This window comes from Paraclostridium sp. AKS73, from assembly GCF_025671395.1.
Taxonomy (GTDB): Bacteria; Bacillota; Clostridia; order Peptostreptococcales; family Peptostreptococcaceae; genus Paraclostridium; species Paraclostridium benzoelyticum.
On record NZ_JAIXHU010000038.1, the window covers coordinates 13,940 to 33,055 of the forward strand.

A 19,116-nucleotide genomic window follows, 5' to 3' on the forward strand; every position below is an offset into this window, starting at 1 on the left:
AATATATGATACTTAAAGAGTTCGATAAAAATAAATCTGCTATAATTAATGCTTTTGATATTATTAAACCAATTGATGGATTTCCTAAAATTGCAGTATCATGTTTTTCAAAATTTACATTTGATAGATTGGTAAATGAACTCAATGCTGTTAAAATTACTTCAACTTATATAGCAAATATGGAAATTCCTATTTACAAAGCAAATTACAAGGGTATTGAAGTTGCTTTATTTACATCTTATGTTGGGGCTCCAGGCTGTGTTGCAGTAATAGAAGATATTTTTGCAATGGGTGCTGAAAAATTAATTATTTTCGGTACTTGCGGTGTACTGGATTCATCTATAGATGACTGTTCCATAATCATACCTAATAAAGCTATGAGAGATGAGGGTACTAGTTTCATTATGCACCACATTCAAATGAAATAGATGTAAATCCAAAATATGTAGATGTATTTGAAGATATACTAAATCATTATAATTTAAAATACCGTATAGGAAAAGTGTGGACAACAGATGGCATATATAGAGAGACACATGATAAGGTTAAATTGAGAAAATCACAAGGATGTATTTGTGTAGACATGGAATGTTCAGCGGTTGCAGCTCTTGCTCAATTTAGAGAAAAAGATATAGTTCATTTTTTCTACGCAGCAGATAATTTAGATTGTGAAGAATGGGATGCAAGAAGTCTATCAAATGAGTCCAATCCGTTACAAAAGGATAGAATTGCTACACTTGCTATGGAGTTAGCATGGTGTATTGGCTACAATAGACAACTTTCAAGTTTAAGTGTTAATTTAAATGAATAAAACATATACATATCACTTAGATACTTGTGAGAATACCAACTTAATAGGATATAGTAAACATTGTTTATATATAGGTAGAAAGAGCGTTTAAGTCAATTTCATTAAAGGGGTATTCATATGAAAAAAGAATTTTTATCTAACTTAGCATCAATAATTTCATTAGTTTCAATGTTATTAGTAATTTTAAAATTATTTGGGCTGATGGAAATACCTATAATGCTCATAGACTTATTATTTATAACGTTGTTAAGTGTTATGACATTGATGAATTATAAGAACAATAAGAAGTTTCAAATGTTTGTAGGAATTTTGATTCTAATTATTTTTATATATTTAATGATTTAGAGAATATAATTGTATTAACAAATAGTAGGGGGTACATATGGATATAAGAAAACACAATGAACTTGCTTGGGATAATGAAGTTAAAATAGGAAACAAATGGACAATACCCGTAAGTTCCAGCGATATTGAAAGGGCTAAAAAAGGAGAGTACACAATATTATTAACACCAACAAAGCCTGTTCCTAAAAATTGGATTGGAGATGTATCAGGAAAAGATCTATTATGCCTGGCATCTGGAGGAGGGCAGCAAGGACCTATATTTTCAGCGCTTGGAGCTAATGTAACTGTTTTCGATAACAGCAAAGAACAATTATCAAAAGATAAAATGGTAGCGAATAGAGATGATTTAAATATAAACATTGAACAAGGGGATATGAGGGATTTATCAAGATTTGATAATGAAACTTTTGACTTTATATTTCATGCAGTTTCTAACTGTTTTGTTGATAATGTCGAAAAGGTATGGGCTGAGTGTTATAGAGTTTTAAAGCCAGGGGGAGTATTAATATCAGGATTTGCAAATCCTATTTCATATATATTTGATTTATACGAATGGGAAAAAATAATAAACTTATTGTAAGAAACAGCATACCATACTCTGATATAGAACAGCTTCCAAAGGACCAGTTAGAAGAAAGAATAGAAACAAAAGATACATTAGAATTTGGGCATTCTTTACAAAGTCAAATAGGTGGTCAAATAGATGTTGGTTTTGTAATTAGTGGTTTTTATGAAGATAAATTAGGGGATGGATTATTAGATAATCATATTGATACATTTATTGCAACTAAAGCAATAAAATTATAATTAAACACATCGTTGATCCACTCAATGAACCTAGTATAAAATTATTAGAAAAATTAGAGTTTGTAAGAGAGGAATATATTGAAAAGCTTAAAAACATTTTATAGGTAAAAGTATAAATATAAAAATGACCTTATAATCTTTTTTAATTATAAGGTCATTTATTTTAAAGGCATAAATTGCTTTTAAGATCCAAGATTATTCATTTTTTAATTCATTGCTATTTATATCAAAATATCTACAATCAAAGTTTACCCCCTCTTTATATTAACTTTTAGGGACCATATCTTTTATCAAAATCATAGAAGGTTTGCCAGTTTTAAGAGATTTATTAAAAATACGTCCATTTATTGATATTTCTATCTTTGAAACGGTATCTCCATTTGAAATTACAATATATGCATTATCACTGTTTTCTAACCCATTATTTAAATTGTATTTACCTATAAAGTGAGAAATTCCTAAATCACCTTGTGTGATGCCTTGAGCTACATTATCAGTAAGTATATAGTTTCCTTTTTTATTTTTTCATATACTAGATATCCTTGCCCTGTATCAGATAAAAATCCTATTACTTTAGAATTATCTATATAGATAGTATCTACAATAGTTATATTATCCTTTCCTATAGTGTTCATAAAACCACACTAATAAGTAGTATAATTTTTTCATCTTTACCCCCATAAATATTAGTTGAATTTTTATTAATTATAGTTTTTTAAAATTGTTGATAGATATTATCTAAAGTATGATTAATAAGAAGAGAATTGTTTTATACAATAAATTTCTTTTTAATATATTAACATATAAAAAATTATTCTAAAATAAAAAACAAATATTTAAACGACAATAATACCGATATAAATGAATTTAAATCAAGTAAATTATCTAAAGAAAAGGTACGAAGCATATATATTATAAGTTACAGTAAAAAACATTCCACTTTTCAGCAGAATGTTTTTACTTCAAATTTTATACGTTAATAGCTTTATTGCCTAATAGACTATATAAATTTTTAGGATTTTCCAATTTTGGTACAAGAATTTGAGGCACTCCTATATTTTCTTCTTTATCAATGTCATACATTAATCGTAAAATTGAAAATCTTCTAAAGCAAAACCTACTGAGTCAAAAATAGTAATTTCATTAGGTTTTCTATCTATAGGTTTTCCAGTTTTAATTACATTCCAAATTTCAGTCACTTTAAAGTTCTCATCCATATGCTGAATTTCTCCTTCTATACGACTTTGAGGTTCAAATTCAACATAGACATCACCCATATTAAGAACTTCTGAATCCAGCTCAGTTTTCCCAGGGCAATCTCCACCAACCCCATTTATATGCATACCTGGTTCAACCATATCTGGGGTAATAATTATAGCATTTCTTTTGTCGGCAGTAACAGTTGTTATAATGTCAACACCTTTGCATGCTTCTTTTGTGCTATTACATTTTATTAACTTAAGATTATTTACATCTTTTAGATTGTCCATCAATTTACTAGTAGCTTCTGGGTCCACATCATAACAATAAATCTCTTCTATACCTAATATGTGATGAAAAGCAAGGGCTTGAAATTCACTTTGGCATCCATTTCCAATTAGTGCCATTTTCTTTGGATTGGGTTTAGCTAAGTACTTTGCAGCCATTACTGAAGTAGCAGCTGTACGAATAGCTGTTGTTAATGTCAATTCACTTAAAAATAGAGGGAATCCAGTTGATACTTCTGCTAAAAGGCCGATACCCATTACTGTTAAATAATTGTGTTTAGGATTTTCAGGATGTCCGTTTACGTATTTAAATGAATAAGTTTCTGAATCTCCTATAGGCATTAATTCAAGTACTCCGATGTCACTATGGTGTGCAGTTCTTGGCATTTTTTGAAACTCGTTCCAACGTTTATAATCGCTTTCTAGATATGGAACAAGACGCTTCATAACAGTTTCTGGACCAACTTTTTTCAAATATTTTGCCATAGTAGGCAAATCAATATATCTTGTTTTTAATGTTTCCATTTTAACACCTCTCATATAATTTTTAATTTAATAACGCAGACCTTTCAAGATCTAAATTTTCAATTATTGAGAAAACGCTTTCAAGATTGATTATAGCAATCTAGTAGATTTATTTCAATCATTATTGAAAAGTATTCTAAATTTTGACAAAACCAAATTGTTGATTTGTTTTTAGTTGTTTTTAATCTAAAATCGTTAAATTAGATATTTTAATAATTTGCTAGTTATAGTGAGTTGTGAAAGAGAAGTTGAAGAGCTTTTGGATATTGACGAAGCGGTGGGGAGTAGGCTGATTGAATAAGTAGGGCAGTGTTGTGGAGTTCAAGAGTTTTTAAATCTGAAATGAATATGTCTATTATGTAATATGTTCAAGAAAGAAGGTTGTTGCTAGTCTCAAAGGAGATATTTGAGACTAGCAAAATAGTTGAGAAACCACTATGAGTATCATATTGATACTCATAGTGGTTTCTCAAAAGCATTTAAAAAGAAATTTGGTTTTACTCCAACCCAACACTTAATTTATGCAATAAAAATATTAGAAAATATAAAAAATGAGAAGGGGGAATAAAAGATGTTTGAATATAAATTTATAGAAGTACCATTAAAGCAAGGCTTTAAAGTGAAAAAAGGTGACCATTTTGAAGCGTGTAAAAACATCATTAACGAAGAAGCAAAAAATGGATGGAGATTAAAACAAATAGTTGTTCCACCAGCTGATAATAATGGTATGTATTGTCCATATTGTTATCAAATAATATTTGAAAAAGAAATGGTTAATAGGTAATTTTAAATTACACAATGTAAATTAACTCAATTTAAAGGCTAAGAGGACAAACTGATTTTTATACCTTTATGTTATCTTTGTTTAAATCATACCATTAAATATGGAATTTATAGAGTATATGTTAGTTGTATTTGAGGAATTTGAGTTAGTATAAAAATAAAAAACGAGATGTAAAAAAGTGTGACGAAAAAATAAAGCATTATTAAAGAGAGCTAATAATAGCTATTTTTAATAATGCTTTTTAGTACGAAATATATTAAGATTAATTGCTTTGCATGTGTAATATTAATTTTTTTGTTAAATCGTTAATTTCCGAAGCTTTCTAAAAAAACTGTTATGGATATGAAATTGCAAAACAAGTAAGATAAAAAAGTGAATTTGAGCTAAAAGAAGGAACTATGTACCTCGCACTTAAAAGAATGGAGTCTAAAAAACTAGTTGAATCTTATTGGGGGAATGAGCAAAGTTCAGGAGGAAAAAGAAAATATTATAATTTAACAAATGAAGGTTATGAGTTTCTGAAAGTAAAAAAACAAAGTGGCAATTTATTAAAAAGGTTATGAATCAGTTTTTGAGAGAGGAAGAGTAATTTATGAGATTAATAGATGAATATTTAGATAAGCTATATAAAAATGGTATAAATAAAAGCACTTTAGATCTAAAGCAAGAAATGAGAGATCATCTTATTGAATCAGTGAATGATCTTAAGTTACAGGGGTTAAATTAAGAAGAAGCTTGTAGAAAAGCAATTGAAAGATTTGATGATGGTACCGAAATGCAACAGGAACTACATAGTGTAATAAAAGATCTTTCTGTATCTCTAGATACACATAAATCTATAATAAAAGGAGTTAGAAAGGTATTATGTTTTATAAGTATAATTGCATTTTTAACTTCTGTATTTATGTGGTGTTATAATGAAAGTTTACAGAAAAACAGAAATGATTTAGGGAAGTCATTTGATGAAGAAATAAGAAAATTAGCAGAAAAATATGATATGACAAAAGTAGATGAGTATAAGTCAGAGCTTGAAAGTTTGCTTAATGAAGATAAGTACAGTAAAATTAAATACTTTAGACTTCATGTAGCAGATATGGTAGATAGAAATACTATTTCAAGTTCCCCCAAAGTGGAGGCAAAAACTGTATATGATAAAGAATTAGATGAAAGTAAGGAAACCATGTACACACAGTATCTAGGATATAACGGAAAAGACTTTTTAGATAAGAGCGGAAATATAATAAATCCAGATATTTTCTCAGAACACTTTTTCTACTTTGAATCAAAAACATTAATCCAAACCTCAGTTATGCTTGGAGTAGTTGCTTTTATAAGTTACTTTGTATTAAAGTTTAAAATTTCTTTAACATAAATATAGTAAATTATAAAATAAAGATTTAGAGGGGGAATATAGGTGAATGAAATTAGTTGCAAATTTCCAATAATAGAAACTGAAAGACTTATACTTAGAAAGTTAGAAACTAAAGATATTAATGATTTATTTGAAATACTATCTTCAGAATTAGAGAAATAAATAGAATTATAGGAACGTACTGATTCCATTGCTGGAATAAAAATCATTTTAGAGCAGAAGTAGGATATGAGCTTGGAGAATTTTTTTGGAATAGAGAATACGAATATGATATAATTCATAGGGTAATTATTTAAATAATTGGGGTTTATTTAAAATTAGAAAAGGAGTAATATATTATGGGTTTTACATATGAATTATTTTTTCAAATATTTAATACAATTTTAATTATAGCAATTCCTATAGTAATTTATAAATTAATAAAAAGGTTATATCTGATAGAAGGCTAGTAAATGAAAGACTTACATCAATAGAAGAAAAAATAATAATCTTAAATAGGAAAAATACAATAAAAAGGTGTAGTTTAAAATAAAGACTACACTTTTTATTATATAAATACCTAACTCTTATGAATTTATTATTGCATCAATTGTTATTTGCATTTTTTCTTCTAGTTTTTGATCTTCTAGTAATACTGTAGAAATTAAGTCTAAAAGATACATTGTAGAAAACTGGGAATTAATAAATTTATGCATACCTGTAAAACGTGTGTTATACACTTTTAAAATTATATCAGAAAACTCAGTTATAGAGCTTTTATCAAAGCTAGTAATACAAGCTGTTTTTGCTCCATTTTTTTGGAGACCTTTAAAGCATTTACAACTTCTTTTGTTTCTCCTGATATAGATAGACCTAAAACAAGGTCCCCAGGACACGCTATTGAACTGTTGATAATCATCATATGAGAGTCAGATATACAGTGTATGTTAAAACCCATCCTAATTAATCGTTGCATCATCTCAGTAGCAGTTAAACCAGAGCTACCAACTCCGTACAGATATATTTTATTAGCATTTTTAATTTCTTCAACTATATTGAATATAGAAGACTTATCTATAAGTGAATTTGTTCTTTCTATTACTTCATTATAGTGTAGATATACATTCGAAAATATATTATCACTATCTGCAGCTTCATTATCAGAAGTGCTGGAATTAATCTTCATTTTCATATCAACAAAGCTATCGCAACCAATTTTTTTAGAAAATCTAGTAATCGTAGATCCAGAAGTCCCTATTAGCTTTGCTAATTCAGTAATATTTATATTTTTTATCATATCAGACTGATTTAAAATATAGTCAGCAATATCTTTTTCCTTATCAGAAAAGTTATTATAATTTTGTTGTATCTCGCATATAATATTCAATTAAAACCCTCCAAAACAGTAATATACATATATAATATCACTATTTTAAAAAAGAGATAGAAATCTAATAGATTTCTATCTCTTTATATAAGTATTTTTATAATGCTTTATTAACTTCTTCAGCAAATCTCTTAGTTATAAGTTGAGGTCTTGTGATAGCACTTCCAACTACTACAGAATAAGCTCCCATTTCTAACGCTTTTCTAGCTTTTTCAGGAGTATCAAAGTTGCCTTCTGCTATAATTGGAATTTTACATTTCTCAATTAATGTAGAGAGTACTTCAAAATTATTCATATTTTTAGATTGTTCTGTATATCCAACTAATGTGGTTCCTACAAATTGAAATCCTAAACTTTCAGCTCTCAACCCTTCTTCTATAGTTGATATATCAGCCATAAATTTTTGATTAGGGTATTTATTTAAAACTTCCTTAAGAAAATTTTCACTTTGGTTTATTGTAGCATCTAAAGCTATTACATGTATATTTTCTTCAACCAAAGCATCAATTTCCTTCATAGTAGGCGTAATATATGGAATCATATTATCATAATCTTGTTTTATAATTCCTATTATAGGTAAATCAACTTCGGCTTTTATTGCTTTAATATCAGTTATGGTATTAGCTCGTATTCCTACAGCACCACCTTCTTTTGCGGCTAAAGCCATTTTACACATTATAAATGAGCTATATAGAGGTTCATCTGGCAATGCTTGGCATGATACTATTAATCCTTTATTCATCTTGTTATCTCCTTAAATATTATTCTTTGTCTATAATTTCATTAATTTTTTGTTTTAGGGGGTCTGCCTTTGCTCCAAAGATAGCTTGTACGCCACCTTTAACTTCAAGAACAGCAGTAGCACCTAAGGCTTTTATTTTATTTTTATCTACTTTACTTACATCTTTTACTGCAACTCTCAATCTAGTTATGCATGCATCAACATCATCTAAGTTTTCTTTACCACCTAATGCGGCTAGTATTTCAGCAGCCAGTTCATTCATAGAATCTTTAGTGATAACTTTAACTTCTTCGCTGTCAGGCTCTCTACCAGGAGTAGGAACATTGAATTTAGTGATTAAAAATCTGAACGTTACATAGTATAAAATAGCCCATAAAATACCTATAAATATTACATAAATCCAATTAGTTTTTCATTCCCTTGCAATACTCCAAATAGAGAGAAATCTATTAAACCTCCAGAGAATGTATTACCTATAGATATATTTAGTATATCTGCCAAGAAAAATGATAACCCATCAAAAATTGCATGTACTACATATAGCCAAGGTGCTACAAATAGGAACATAAACTCAATTGGTTCTGTTATACCAGTTATAAAAGAAGTGATTGCTGCCCCTAAAAATAATCCAGCAACTGTTTTTCTTTTTTCTTTAGGAACACAATGATACATAGCTAAGCATGCAGCAGGCAAACCAAACATCATTGTTGCAAAACGTCCAGCAAAAAATCTTGTACCTTCTGTGAATAATCCAACATGATTTGGATCAGCTAATTGTGCAAAGAAGATATTTTGTGCACCCGTTACAGTTGTTCCTGCAACTTGAGCAACTCCGCCTAGTTCTGTATACCAGAATAATGGATAAATCATATGATGCAATCCAACTGCACCAGTCAATCTTAATAAGAATCCATAAAGGAATGTTCCTATTGGGCCTAATGTAGCTATTCCATTTCCAATACTAACTAACCAACCTTGGAAAGTTGGCCAAATTAAAAAGAATAATGCACCTATTCCAATAGCAGCAAATGAAGAAATTATAGGTACGAATCTTGAGCCACCAAAGAAGCCTAAAACTGCTGGAAGTTGAATATTATGATATCTATTATGCAAATATGCAACTAATGAACCTATTACTATAGAACCAACAACTCCTGTATCAATAGATTCTACAGATGGATTAAATGCTCCAATCATTCCTTTAATAGAAGCGTTCATTACAAGAAAAGCAACAGCACCTGCTAAAGCAGCAGTACCTTTATCTTTTTTTGCAAGTCCAACTGAAAGGCCTATACACATTATAAGAGCTAAATTACTGAATATAACATCTCCAGCAGATGACATTATTTTAAATATCCCCTGTAACCAAGCAATGTCTAAAAATGGATATGCTTGCACAGTATTAGGATTAGATAGAGCACCTCCAATTCCTAACAATAAGCCGGCTGCAGGCAATATTGCGATTGGAAGCATAAATGATTTTCCGATTTTTTGAAGCTGTTTGAACATAATATCCTCCTTGTTTTAGAAATTATTTTTAAAAATGAATTATAAATGAAAAATATTTTCATATTGTATTTATATTATATTATAAAAAGGTTTTCATAACAATAGTAATCTGAAAAAATTTTTTAAGAATATAAATTCTAAAAAATGTAATACTTTAATAATAATTCTATAAATGATAAACTAATAATAAAGAACAGTTTTAAGGAGGCTATAAATGAATAAATTAATGATAATAGAAGACTCTCAAATTATAAGAGAAGAGTTGAAATCATTACTTACAAGATATGGATATAATGTAATTGCGTGTGAAAATTTTGAAAATATATTAGAAGATATAGAAAAAGAAAGACCAGAACTTATACTACTAGATATAAACCTGCCCGTATATGATGGGTTTCATATATGTAGAGAGGTAAGAAAAACATTAAATATCCCAATAATAATAGTAACTAGTAGAGACAGTGAAATAGATGAGCTTATGAGTATGAATTTGGGTGCAGATGATTTTATAACTAAACCATACAACACTCAAATATTACTAGCTAGAATAAGTGCAGTTCTTAAAAGAACTTACACAGATGTTAATTCGGATGTATTAGCTTATAAAGATTTAAGTTTGGATTTATCAAAAGGAACAATAACTGCTTTTGGACAAAGTGTTGAGTTAAGCAAAAATGAAATAAAAATTCTAGCTCATCTTATGAAAAATAAAGAAAAGATAGTATCAAGAGACGATTTAATGAATTATATGTGGAATTCAGATGTTTACATAGATGATAATACTCTATCTGTAAATATGACAAGAATAAGAAAAAATTAGAAGAATTAGATTTAAAAGACTATATAGAAACTAGAAGAGGATTAGGATATATATTAAGATGAAACTAGTTGATTATATAAAAGATAATTTAATTTTTTTAATAATAACTTTATGATAATATTTATATTATCTATAGGGTTATTAGCATCAAATGTTAGTTACCAACTTATCTTCTTATTAATTGTTATATGGGTAGGTCCATTTTATCATATATGATTATTGATTTAGAAGAAAGAAAAAATATTTTGATAATGTAATTAGTATATGTGAAAATTTAGATAAAAAGTTTTTACTATCAGAAGTTATAGAAAAACCAAAATACCTAAATGAGTATTTGATTTATGATATATTAAAAGAAACTAATAAATCAATGAGAGATAATGTGAATTATTATAAAAATATGCAAAATGATTATAAAGAGTATATTGAAACTTGGGTGCATGAAATAAAAACACCTATAGCTTCTACTATGCTATTTATAGAAAATAATTCAGATACTATTCCTGGATATATAAAAGAAGAGCTTCAAAAGATAGAAGACTATGTTGAACAAGTTTTATACTATTCAAGAAGTAATAATGTAAATAAAGATTATATTGTTAAATCTTTCAACCTAGAAAACTCTATTAGAAAAGTAATAAGAAAAAATGCTAGGTCTTGTATTAATAAAAAGATTACTATAAATATAGGAAATATAGATCATACAGTTTATAGTGACCCTAAATGGGTTGAGTTTATAATAAATCAAATTGTGGTTAACTCTATAAAATATTCTAAGAATGAAAATCCTAGTATAAATTTAGACTGTGTAGTGAATAAGAATAATATTGTGCTAAATATAGTTGATAATGGTGTAGGCATTTGTGAACGAGATATATGTAGAGTTTTTGAAAAAGGATTTACAGGAGAAAATGGACGTACATATTCTAAATCAACAGGGATAGGTTTGTATGTATGTAAAAAATTATGCAATAAATTAGGACTTAATATTGAATTAGATTCAAAATTAGATGAAGGAACGACTGTAAGGTTAGTATTCCCTCTAGGCGAAAGATACCTTTAGAAAATAAACTAATAAAGTGAGGATGTTATTCTTATTTTGTTAGTTTATTTTTTTAGAAAAATATTGCACGTTCATATTCTATCTGTTATATTGTTTGTATAACAGATAGAATATATATCTAAAAATATGAAAGGATGTGACAACTTGATATTAAACTTAGATTTTAATAGTGATAAGCCTATTTATATACAAATACGAGAAGAAGTTATAAAATCAATTGCAAATGGAGAATTAGAAATTTATGAATCTCTTCCGTCTGTTAGAAGTTTGGCTGATGAAATTGGAATAAACCTTCACACTGTGAGTAAGGCATATAACCTTTTAAAGGATGAAGGCTATATAAGCATTGATAGAAGAAAAGGTGCAGTAATTAATAATCTTCCTATAGATAAGGATATTAACAATTTCAATCAAATTAAAGATCAAATAGAACTTTTAGTAGCAGAGAGTTATTTAAAAGGAATAGATAAAAGCGAGTTTATAGACTTATGTGAAAATTATTTTGAAAAATATGGGGTGAAAAAATAATGGGAAATTTAACAATTTTTATTGTAATGATTCCAACAATAGTAATCATTCATCTATTAATGCTTTATGTTCAAGCTTTAAGTGGTAAAAATTATTTTTATGGAGTATACGTTAAAAATATAGAGCTAGAAGAAATTGATAAAAAGAAAATTGACAGAAGTTATAAAAAGAAATTAAATATTACTTTAGTGGTATTGGTAATCCTTGCATTACTAGGGCATCAAGTATTTAATCTCAATGAGGAGATAACATTGACATTTATCTTAATATTGTATTTGATACTAGATTTTTATTATTTAAGATCTAGCTATATAGATGTAATTCACTTAAAAAGTAAATTATTGACTACATCTAGTAGTCATAAGGATAAAGATACAAATGCCAAAACTATGTTTATAGATACTAAATTTATAAGTGAAAAATCTAAAGTTAAGAATAAATTTAAAATTTTATTTGGTATCTGTATACTAATATCTTTAATAACATTCATATATGTTGGATTAAATTACAATAGTTTACCAGAAACTATTCCAACTCACTGGGGGATAGAAGGTACACCAGATGCATTTGCTCCAAAAACAGTTAAAAATGTTTTTATGCTAAATATTTTAGATATATCAATAATTTTAATGTTTAGTTATTTAACTATTGAAACTATAGGGTCTAGAAGCTATATAGATACTGAAAATAAAGAAGAGATTAGAAAAAAGGCTTTAAGATACTTAACTAAAATGGGCTACGCATTTTGGGCATTAACTTTAAGCATACAACTAACAATAATACCTATGCAATGGTCTCTAGTTAGTGGAGGTAACATACCGACGTTAATATTTTTTATAAGTATATTTTTACCTATGATATCTATAATTTATTTAATATATATTATGATAATGATATCTACATTAAAGTCTAAAAATAAAAATTCATATATAATAGAAAGTGATGATGAAAAATGGATTTATGGATTTATATATTATAACAAAGAAGACCCATCATTTATGGTTGAAAAAAGGATTGGTGCTGGTTGGACATTTAATATGGCAAATAAAAAAAGTAAATGGCTTTGTATATTCTTAGTTTTACTGATTATAGTGAGTATTATTGGGTTTTAAAAAATAAGGAAAAAGGACTACATTTTATGTAGTCCTTTTTATATTTTATTTATTTGTAAAAAAGTTTCTTGACACTTTTATCTTTTACTAAAAATGTTTCATCAGACATAGATGCAATTTTAGTATCATGTGTAACCATTATTACAGTCTTATTTTCAGTTTCAACAATGTCTTTAAATAGTGAGATTATTTCTTTAGAGGTTTCTTCGTCTAAGTTACCAGTTGGCTCATCCGCTATTATTAAGTCAGAATCACAGCAAATTGCACGTGCAATAGCAACTCTTTGCTGCTGACCACCACTTAAGGTCAATGTTTTTTGCATCCCTTGCTCTTTCGTTATTCCAACTCTATTTAACATATCTATAGCAAATTGTCTATTATTATCAGTCTTTATACCTTTTATACTCATTGAAGATGTTATATTCTCAATTGCAGTCATATAGTTAAGTAAATTATACCCTTGAAAAATTATAGATACGAATTTATTTCTATATTTTTCAAGAGATATATTTTCCAAGCTTTCTTCCATATAAAAAATCTCACCACTAGAGGGCATATCTAGTCCACAAGCTAGAGATATAAGTGTGGTTTTGCCAGAGCCAGACGGACCTACGATTGTATAAAACTTACCTTTTTGGAAATCTACATTAACATCTTCTAAAACGCTCTTATTAGAATTGTATGAGTATGATATATTCTTTAAACTTAACATATTTTTCATAAATAACCTCCTAATTATGTTTACTTAATATATTTTTGGGATTTAACCTCATAACAAATGATGCTGGAGCTATTGTAGAAACAATAGAAATTAGTATTGAGTAAAGAGACATCTTTAAAAAGTCGTTACTACTTATATTGACATCTAATGTATCAATTGAATTTTCTTTAGTAAAGGTTTTATCTGATCTAGAAGATCCCATCTCACCACCTCTACCAGGAGGAGACTGTTTATTAGAAAACTCATTTTGATTTTGAGTACTGCTTATTTCTGTTTGAATAAGTTGGGTAGCTACTGAATTACTTATTGAGTTTCCACAAAGAGCAGATATTCCTATAGATACTACTAAAACTAAAAGTATTTCAGATAAAAGTTGTCCTACTATTTTAAATTTACTTTCTCCAAGAGACATAAGTATTCCTATTTCATTCATTCTGTCTTTTATAGACAACATAATTACTAAAGTTAATATAGAAGCTCCAAACACTGCAGCTACAATTAATGTTATTTTAGAGAATGAGGCTATATTTTCAATAGGTGCAATCATTTCTTCATAAGATTTATCTCCTGAATCTAATTTGAATTTATCAAAATCTATATTAGAATTTTCACTCTGTTTTATGAATTTTTCAACATTATCAGGATCATTTATGTAAAATTTAATAGAGTCTACTGAGCTTTGATAATCATCTCCTTTTAAAGTATTTGCTAATGTATAAGGAGCGTAGATATTATTATACGGTAACGTTGACGAGAATCTATACGAATTATCATCAATTTCACTATTATCTTTAAATATACCAATAATTTTAGCTTCAATAGATGTTTCATCATCAGTTGATTTTAATGTTATTTTATCACCCACAGATAATGAATTTTCTTTTGCAAAAGTAGATTCAATTAAAATTACATTTGTATTTAAGTCTTCTTCGGTAAAAGTTTTTCCAGATTCTAATTCGATTGATTTTGATTCAACTTTTTCATTAAGATTAAAATCATTTAATCCGTATATAGAAACATCACCACTATTAGGTTTTTTCATAGATTCAAAGGAGTCTTTATTATTTGAAGTAGATTCTGAATCTTCGCTAGTTCCCACAGCAGATAGACCATCTAAATTTGCAGAAGTATTACTGCTTATTAAATAATCAACTACATAACTAGATTTTTTTAGTTCGTCCAAATAAGATATAGGAACAGGTATTTTTCAGGTTTAAATCTTGGTTGAGAATCATCATTTTCTTGGTTCTCAGAATTTTTCCATAGTTTTCTTCATATCTTGGCTTAAAGTAACAGTAGCTCCAAGTTTTTGTTTAGCACTTGAAGATGCTATTTGGGTAGCTGATTGTATACTTAAACTAGTCAAAGTCGCAATACAAATAATAAGTGTAATACAAAAAGTTATTAAAGTTTTTACTTTTCTTTCTTTTAGAGATTTAAATGCTCTAAATATAAAATTCATGTGTTTCACCCTTTCTTTAATTTCTCTTTTATGAAGTTACAATTAATACCTTAAAAAAATCTTAAATATAAAAACTTTAAGTTTAATTAAAGGTAAAGAGTATATAATTACTATATTGATATAAATTTAGGAGGACGATTAATGAGAATTTTATTGGTAGAAGATAATATTGTTTTGGCAGATACTATAAAAGAAGAGTTATCAAATCAAAATAATTTTAATATTGAAGTTTTTAATAATGGAGAAGAAGCTTTGTATAATATAGAAAGAAACATATATGATATTATAATTTTAGATATAATGTTACCGGATTTAAGTGGAATAGAAATATTAAAGTCATTAAGAGATCAGGGAGTTAAAACTCCAGTTATAATGCTTACAGCAAAAGAAGAGTTAGATGATAAAGTTGGAGCTTTCTCAATAGGTGCAAATGATTATATAACAAAACCATTTTATATGGAGGAGTTAATAGCTAGAGTATATGCAATTCTTAGAACAACAGGAGCAATATCTAGCGAAAATATATTAGAATTTAAAAGCTTAAAGATAAATTTAAATTCTAGAAAAGTATATATAGATGGAGAGGAAATAGAACTATACAAGAAACAATATGATATTTTGGAATACTTTCTAATGAATAAAGGTCAAGTTTTATTAAAAGAACAAATATATGATAGGATTTGGGGAATTGAATGTGATATTCCACTGGAAATAGTAGAGGTTCATATAAGTGGTCTTAGAAAAAATTTAGCGTGTAAAGGATATAATAAATATATAAAAACAAAAAGAGGAATAGGATATATATTTGATGATGAATAAAAATATATTAAAAATACAAGAAAAAGATTAATTACAATAAATATGATAGTTGTAGGTATCGTCTTTATTGTATTTACTTTGTTTATATATAAGTTTTTTTATGATTTAACTTATAATGGAGTTGATAAAGACCTACAAATGCAAATGCAAAAAACTGAAAATGATTTAATGCATGGCGAAAGAAATCCAAGACCTAATAGGGATGATATTCATATGATGTCAAAAGGAAGCTTAGTATATGTGTGGGAAAATGGGACAATCATTAAGTCATATCCATATGATATTACTAACTACATGAAACCATATGAAAAAAGTAAAAACTTAAAGGAAGGTATAATTTCTTATGAGTATGAAGGTTCAAGATTCAGAGAGTTTAAAAAAGTCAGTGGGCCATATACTATTGAGATAATCAAACTAGTGGATATTGAAGAGGGACTTTTAGCTAAGCTTAGACATGTACTTATAATTTCGGCAGTTATAGCTTGTGTAGTTATATTTATTGCAAGCAAATTTTTAACTAGAAAATCTTTAGAACCAATAGAGGAATCTTGGAAAACACAGGCTTTATTTGTACAGGATGCTTCTCATGAATTAAGAACTCCACTTACCATAATTTTTTCTAAAATTGAAAGTATAATAAAAAGGCCAAGTAATAGCGTTGAAGATGAGATGAAAAATTTAACAATTGTTATGAAAGAAGTAAGACGTCTTAATAAATTAGTTTCTGACTTGCTAAAACTCACAAAAGAAGATGCTATCGTAACTATAAATAAATCTGAGGTTGATTTAAAATCTATGGTATATGATATAACTGAACAATATGAAGATATATGCGAATTACAACATAAAAAGCTGGAGTTTGAATATAAATCAAAAGACAAAATTATATTTAGTGATAAGGAGAAGTTAAAACAAATATTAATAATACTTATTGATAATGCTATAAAATACACAAATAATGAAGATATAATAAAAGTTACTATATATGATGAAAATACAAATATACTGATTGATGTATCAGATACTGGTATAGGTATTAAAAATGAAGATATTGAGAAGATTTTCAACCGATTTTTTAGGGCTAGTTCACAAAGAGAATCTAATAGTAATGGATCTGGGATAGGCTTATCAATCGCTAAAGTTTTAGTATCTAATTTAAACGGGAAAATATCTGTCATATCTGAATATGGGGAAGGAAGTACTTTTAAACTTGTCATTCCTAAAAAATAGAAATCGTATTCGAAGCATTACCAAAATGTAAGTTTATTTTTTACTTACTATAAGGCTTTTATTTTAAAAAAAGTGTAAAATAAGAATATGAGTTTCGTTAGGAGGTAGACATGAAAAATATATTAGAAGTACAAAACATCGAAAAGTATTATGGAAATAGAGACACTATAAATAAAGCAATTGATAATATAAGTTTTAGTGTAAGTGAAGGAGAGTTTATAGGTATAATGGGACCTAGCGGAAGTGGTAAAACTACGCTTTTAAATTGCATATCTACAATAGACAATGTATCAAGTGGAAGTGTGATAATAAATGGTCAAGATATTACAAAGTTAAAAATAAGAAAGTTAGATAAATTTAGACAGACAGAACTAGGGTTTATATTTCAAGATTTTAATCTTTTAGATACATTAACTGCATACGAAAATATAGCATTAGCACTTACTATTAAAGGTGAAAAAACATCCAAAATAGATAGTAAAGTAAGGGAATTTGCTAAATACCTTGAAATAGATACTATTTTGGATAAATATCCATACCAAATATCTGGAGGACAAAAACAAAGAGTTGCATCTGCTAGAGCCATTGTTACAGATCCATCATTAGTTTTAGCTGATGAACCAACAGGTGCTTTAGATTCAAAATCTGCCAGATTACTGCTTGAAAGATTTGAAAAATTAAATCAAGAATTTAACACTACTATTTTGATGGTTACTCATGACGCTTTTACAGCAAGCTATGCAAATAGAATCTTGTTTATAAAAGATGGAGAAATTTTTAATGAAGTAATTCGTGGAAATGATAGTAGAAAAAATTTTTTTAATAGGATAATAGATGTAATCACCTTGCTTGGAGGAGATGAAAATGTATTTTAAACTTGCGTTCGAAAATGTTAGGAAAAGTTTTAAAATTTATAGAATATATTTTTTAACTATGGGACTTGCTGTAAGTATATTTTATAGTTTTAATTCCATAGAATCACAACAAGCTATACTTGACTTGAGTAAGTCTAAAGAAAATCCAATTGATTTACTAATTAACTCAATAGAAATTATCTCTATTTTTGTATCGTTTATACTAGGTGGTTTGATACTGTATGCTAATAATTTTTGATAAAAAAAAGAAAAAAAGAATTGGGGATATACAGAACGCTAGGTATGAGTAATTTAAAAATTTCACAAGTAATAGTAATAGAGACAGTAATAGTAGGTATACTTTCTTTAGTTGTGGGATTATTAATAGGTCTTGTACTAAGTCAAGGACTTTCTGCTTTTGCATCTAAATTATTTGAAGTTGATATGAGTAAATACAAATTTATAATTTCCTCAAATGCTATTCAAAAGACTATAGTTTATTTTGGAATAATATTTTTAATAGTCATGATATTTAATGTTATCACAATTTCAAGATACAAAATAATAGATTTAGTTAATGCTAGTAAGAAAGTTGAAAATATAAAATTTAAAAACCCTATTGTATACGTACTTACTTTTTTTACAAGTACATATCTTTTATTAACAAGTTATAAATCAGTTATTAATCTGCTACCAATGAACTTACAAATTACATTGTTTGAAAATGTAGGATTGGTATTTAGGTACATTTTATTTTTA

Annotated in this window: 26 protein-coding genes and 1 pseudogene; 17 read left to right on the forward strand and 10 right to left on the reverse strand. The window is 27.4% G+C overall.

Annotated features, from left to right (window positions below; all coding sequences use genetic code 11):
- Positions 1–5 precede the first annotated feature (5 nt).
- The 4 genes and pseudogenes from LEQ07_RS21980 (at position 6) to LEQ07_RS16135 (ending at position 1,963) form a co-directional block, all read left to right on the forward strand.
- Positions 6–811, forward strand: a pseudogene (locus LEQ07_RS21980) (nucleoside phosphorylase).
- 117 nt (positions 812–928) lie between these two features.
- A complete protein-coding gene (locus LEQ07_RS16125; protein ID WP_263331443.1) occupies positions 929–1,156 on the forward strand; it encodes a hypothetical protein in 228 nt (75 codons plus the stop codon).
- 37 nt (positions 1,157–1,193) lie between these two features.
- A complete protein-coding gene (locus LEQ07_RS16130; RefSeq protein ID WP_263331445.1) occupies positions 1,194–1,736 on the forward strand; it encodes a class I SAM-dependent methyltransferase in 543 nt (180 codons plus the stop codon).
- Complete coding sequence (locus tag LEQ07_RS16135) at positions 1,709–1,963, forward strand: hypothetical protein (protein ID WP_263331446.1); 255 nt, start codon at positions 1,709–1,711, stop codon at positions 1,961–1,963. Before LEQ07_RS16130 ends, LEQ07_RS16135 begins: the two co-directional genes overlap by 28 nt.
- Positions 1,964–2,448: 485 nt before the next feature.
- On the opposite strand, the gene LEQ07_RS16140 is transcribed toward LEQ07_RS16135, so the two are convergent.
- A complete protein-coding gene (locus LEQ07_RS16140; RefSeq protein WP_263331447.1) occupies positions 2,449–2,598 on the reverse strand; it encodes a hypothetical protein in 150 nt (49 codons plus the stop codon).
- Positions 2,599–3,045: 447 nt separating this feature from the next.
- The gene (locus LEQ07_RS16145; RefSeq protein ID WP_263331449.1) at positions 3,046–3,975 is read right to left on the reverse strand and encodes an ornithine cyclodeaminase; all 930 of its coding nucleotides are present in this window, start codon (positions 3,973–3,975) and stop codon (positions 3,046–3,048) included.
- A gap of 571 nt (positions 3,976–4,546) precedes the next feature.
- On the opposite strand from LEQ07_RS16145, the gene LEQ07_RS16150 reads away from it, so the two are divergent.
- From LEQ07_RS16150 to LEQ07_RS16165, 4 genes are all read left to right on the forward strand, one after another.
- Entirely contained in the window at positions 4,547–4,759 is a 213-nt protein-coding gene (locus tag LEQ07_RS16150) for a DUF4177 domain-containing protein (protein WP_263331451.1), read from the forward strand.
- A gap of 419 nt (positions 4,760–5,178) precedes the next feature.
- Positions 5,179–5,322, forward strand: a complete 144-nt coding sequence (locus LEQ07_RS22680) for a PadR family transcriptional regulator (RefSeq protein ID WP_263331453.1) — start codon at positions 5,179–5,181, stop codon at positions 5,320–5,322.
- 29 nt (positions 5,323–5,351) lie between these two features.
- Positions 5,352–5,486 carry a hypothetical protein gene (locus LEQ07_RS16160; protein ID WP_263331455.1) on the forward strand — a complete coding sequence of 45 codons (135 nt, stop codon included), beginning with the start codon at positions 5,352–5,354 and terminating at the stop codon, positions 5,484–5,486.
- A gap of 48 nt (positions 5,487–5,534) precedes the next feature.
- Positions 5,535–6,131, forward strand: coding sequence for a hypothetical protein (locus LEQ07_RS16165; protein ID WP_263331456.1), 597 nt, complete (start codon positions 5,535–5,537; stop codon positions 6,129–6,131).
- Between the two features lie 566 nt (positions 6,132–6,697).
- Here LEQ07_RS16165 and LEQ07_RS16170 read toward each other — a convergent pair.
- The 5 genes from LEQ07_RS16170 to LEQ07_RS16190 all read right to left on the reverse strand — a co-directional run bounded on the left by LEQ07_RS16170 (position 6,698) and on the right by LEQ07_RS16190 (position 9,748).
- Positions 6,698–6,850: a hypothetical protein gene (locus LEQ07_RS16170; protein WP_263331457.1), complete on the reverse strand. Its 153-nt coding sequence runs from the start codon at positions 6,848–6,850 to the stop codon at positions 6,698–6,700.
- A gap of 26 nt (positions 6,851–6,876) precedes the next feature.
- Complete coding sequence (locus LEQ07_RS16175) at positions 6,877–7,497, reverse strand: MurR/RpiR family transcriptional regulator (RefSeq protein ID WP_263331458.1); 621 nt, start codon at positions 7,495–7,497, stop codon at positions 6,877–6,879.
- 97 nt (positions 7,498–7,594) lie between these two features.
- Positions 7,595–8,239: an N-acetylmannosamine-6-phosphate 2-epimerase gene (locus LEQ07_RS16180; protein WP_263331459.1), complete on the reverse strand. Its 645-nt coding sequence runs from the start codon at positions 8,237–8,239 to the stop codon at positions 7,595–7,597.
- Between the two features lie 19 nt (positions 8,240–8,258).
- Positions 8,259–8,639: a glucose PTS transporter subunit EIIB gene (locus tag LEQ07_RS16185; RefSeq protein ID WP_317852102.1), complete on the reverse strand. Its 381-nt coding sequence runs from the start codon at positions 8,637–8,639 to the stop codon at positions 8,259–8,261.
- Positions 8,630–9,748, reverse strand: a complete 1,119-nt coding sequence (locus tag LEQ07_RS16190; RefSeq protein ID WP_263331460.1) for a PTS transporter subunit EIIC — start codon at positions 9,746–9,748, stop codon at positions 8,630–8,632. Before LEQ07_RS16190 ends, LEQ07_RS16185 begins: the two co-directional genes overlap by 10 nt.
- 214 nt (positions 9,749–9,962) lie before the next feature.
- Between LEQ07_RS16190 and LEQ07_RS16195 the strand changes: the two genes are divergently transcribed.
- The 4 genes from LEQ07_RS16195 (at position 9,963) to LEQ07_RS16210 (ending at position 13,271) form a co-directional block, all read left to right on the forward strand.
- The gene (locus tag LEQ07_RS16195; RefSeq protein WP_332843279.1) at positions 9,963–10,568 is read left to right on the forward strand and encodes a response regulator transcription factor; all 606 of its coding nucleotides are present in this window, start codon (positions 9,963–9,965) and stop codon (positions 10,566–10,568) included.
- Between the two features lie 334 nt (positions 10,569–10,902).
- Positions 10,903–11,631, forward strand: a complete 729-nt coding sequence (locus LEQ07_RS16200; RefSeq protein WP_263331461.1) for a sensor histidine kinase — start codon at positions 10,903–10,905, stop codon at positions 11,629–11,631.
- Between the two features lie 126 nt (positions 11,632–11,757).
- The gene (locus LEQ07_RS16205; RefSeq protein WP_332842045.1) at positions 11,758–12,159 is read left to right on the forward strand and encodes a GntR family transcriptional regulator; all 402 of its coding nucleotides are present in this window, start codon (positions 11,758–11,760) and stop codon (positions 12,157–12,159) included.
- Positions 12,159–13,271: a DUF1648 domain-containing protein gene (locus LEQ07_RS16210; RefSeq protein ID WP_263331462.1), complete on the forward strand. Its 1,113-nt coding sequence runs from the start codon at positions 12,159–12,161 to the stop codon at positions 13,269–13,271. The genes LEQ07_RS16205 and LEQ07_RS16210 overlap by 1 nt, the downstream gene beginning before the upstream one ends.
- A 49-nt stretch (positions 13,272–13,320) precedes the next feature.
- Here LEQ07_RS16210 and LEQ07_RS16215 read toward each other — a convergent pair whose 3' ends face one another.
- The 3 genes from LEQ07_RS16215 to LEQ07_RS16225 form a co-directional block, all read right to left on the reverse strand.
- Positions 13,321–13,992 carry an ABC transporter ATP-binding protein gene (locus LEQ07_RS16215; protein WP_263331463.1) on the reverse strand — a complete coding sequence of 224 codons (672 nt, stop codon included), beginning with the start codon at positions 13,990–13,992 and terminating at the stop codon, positions 13,321–13,323.
- A 10-nt stretch (positions 13,993–14,002) separates the two neighbouring features.
- Complete coding sequence (locus tag LEQ07_RS16220) at positions 14,003–15,175, reverse strand: ABC transporter permease (protein ID WP_263331464.1); 1,173 nt, start codon at positions 15,173–15,175, stop codon at positions 14,003–14,005.
- A gap of 66 nt (positions 15,176–15,241) precedes the next feature.
- Positions 15,242–15,454 (reverse strand): hypothetical protein, encoded by a 213-nt coding sequence (locus LEQ07_RS16225; protein WP_263331465.1) that lies wholly within the window; start codon positions 15,452–15,454, stop codon positions 15,242–15,244.
- 141 nt (positions 15,455–15,595) lie between these two features.
- Between LEQ07_RS16225 and LEQ07_RS16230 the strand changes: the two genes are divergently transcribed.
- The 5 genes from LEQ07_RS16230 to LEQ07_RS21990 form a co-directional block, all read left to right on the forward strand.
- Entirely contained in the window at positions 15,596–16,273 is a 678-nt protein-coding gene (locus LEQ07_RS16230; protein ID WP_046821979.1) for a response regulator transcription factor, read from the forward strand.
- Positions 16,274–16,315: 42 nt separating this feature from the next.
- Positions 16,316–17,503 (forward strand): sensor histidine kinase, encoded by a 1,188-nt coding sequence (locus LEQ07_RS16235; RefSeq protein ID WP_263331466.1) that lies wholly within the window; start codon positions 16,316–16,318, stop codon positions 17,501–17,503.
- A 110-nt stretch (positions 17,504–17,613) separates the two neighbouring features.
- Positions 17,614–18,378, forward strand: coding sequence for an ABC transporter ATP-binding protein (locus LEQ07_RS16240; protein WP_046821981.1), 765 nt, complete (start codon positions 17,614–17,616; stop codon positions 18,376–18,378).
- Positions 18,368–18,616 carry a hypothetical protein gene (locus LEQ07_RS21985; protein WP_332843280.1) on the forward strand — a complete coding sequence of 83 codons (249 nt, stop codon included), beginning with the start codon at positions 18,368–18,370 and terminating at the stop codon, positions 18,614–18,616. The genes LEQ07_RS16240 and LEQ07_RS21985 overlap by 11 nt, the downstream gene beginning before the upstream one ends.
- Positions 18,613–19,116: FtsX-like permease family protein (locus LEQ07_RS21990; protein WP_332843281.1), on the forward strand; the 504-nt coding region annotated here is incomplete at its 3' end. The genes LEQ07_RS21985 and LEQ07_RS21990, both read left to right, overlap by 4 nt.

Excerpts from the sequence above, each read along its gene's own strand:
- LEQ07_RS16235 (WP_263331466.1), top strand. The coding sequence starts at position 16,316 with ATGATAGTTGTAGGTATCGTCTTTATTGTATTTACTTTGTTTATATAT.
- LEQ07_RS16205 (WP_332842045.1), top strand. The coding sequence starts at position 11,758 with ATGAAAGGATGTGACAACTTGATATTAAACTTAGATTTTAATAGTGAT.
- LEQ07_RS16180 (WP_263331459.1), bottom strand. The coding sequence starts at position 8,239 with ATGAATAAAGGATTAATAGTATCATGCCAAGCATTGCCAGATGAACCT.
- LEQ07_RS16240 (WP_046821981.1), top strand. The coding sequence starts at position 17,614 with ATGAAAAATATATTAGAAGTACAAAACATCGAAAAGTATTATGGAAAT.
- LEQ07_RS16160 (WP_263331455.1), top strand. The coding sequence starts at position 5,352 with ATGAGATTAATAGATGAATATTTAGATAAGCTATATAAAAATGGTATA.
- LEQ07_RS16165 (WP_263331456.1), top strand. The coding sequence starts at position 5,535 with ATGCAACAGGAACTACATAGTGTAATAAAAGATCTTTCTGTATCTCTA.
- LEQ07_RS21985 (WP_332843280.1), top strand. The coding sequence starts at position 18,368 with ATGTATTTTAAACTTGCGTTCGAAAATGTTAGGAAAAGTTTTAAAATT.
- LEQ07_RS16140 (WP_263331447.1), bottom strand. The coding sequence starts at position 2,598 with ATGAACACTATAGGAAAGGATAATATAACTATTGTAGATACTATCTAT.
- LEQ07_RS22680 (WP_263331453.1), top strand. The coding sequence starts at position 5,179 with ATGGAGTCTAAAAAACTAGTTGAATCTTATTGGGGGAATGAGCAAAGT.
- LEQ07_RS16145 (WP_263331449.1), bottom strand. The coding sequence starts at position 3,975 with ATGGAAACATTAAAAACAAGATATATTGATTTGCCTACTATGGCAAAA.
- LEQ07_RS16195 (WP_332843279.1), top strand. The coding sequence starts at position 9,963 with ATGAATAAATTAATGATAATAGAAGACTCTCAAATTATAAGAGAAGAG.
- LEQ07_RS16230 (WP_046821979.1), top strand. The coding sequence starts at position 15,596 with ATGAGAATTTTATTGGTAGAAGATAATATTGTTTTGGCAGATACTATA.
- LEQ07_RS16135 (WP_263331446.1), top strand. The coding sequence starts at position 1,709 with ATGGGAAAAAATAATAAACTTATTGTAAGAAACAGCATACCATACTCT.
- LEQ07_RS16190 (WP_263331460.1), bottom strand. The coding sequence starts at position 9,748 with ATGTTCAAACAGCTTCAAAAAATCGGAAAATCATTTATGCTTCCAATC.
- LEQ07_RS16215 (WP_263331463.1), bottom strand. The coding sequence starts at position 13,992 with ATGAAAAATATGTTAAGTTTAAAGAATATATCATACTCATACAATTCT.
- LEQ07_RS16225 (WP_263331465.1), bottom strand. The coding sequence starts at position 15,454 with ATGAATTTTATATTTAGAGCATTTAAATCTCTAAAAGAAAGAAAAGTA.
- LEQ07_RS16125 (WP_263331443.1), top strand. The coding sequence starts at position 929 with ATGAAAAAAGAATTTTTATCTAACTTAGCATCAATAATTTCATTAGTT.
- LEQ07_RS16210 (WP_263331462.1), top strand. The coding sequence starts at position 12,159 with ATGGGAAATTTAACAATTTTTATTGTAATGATTCCAACAATAGTAATC.
- LEQ07_RS16150 (WP_263331451.1), top strand. The coding sequence starts at position 4,547 with ATGTTTGAATATAAATTTATAGAAGTACCATTAAAGCAAGGCTTTAAA.
- LEQ07_RS16130 (WP_263331445.1), top strand. The coding sequence starts at position 1,194 with ATGGATATAAGAAAACACAATGAACTTGCTTGGGATAATGAAGTTAAA.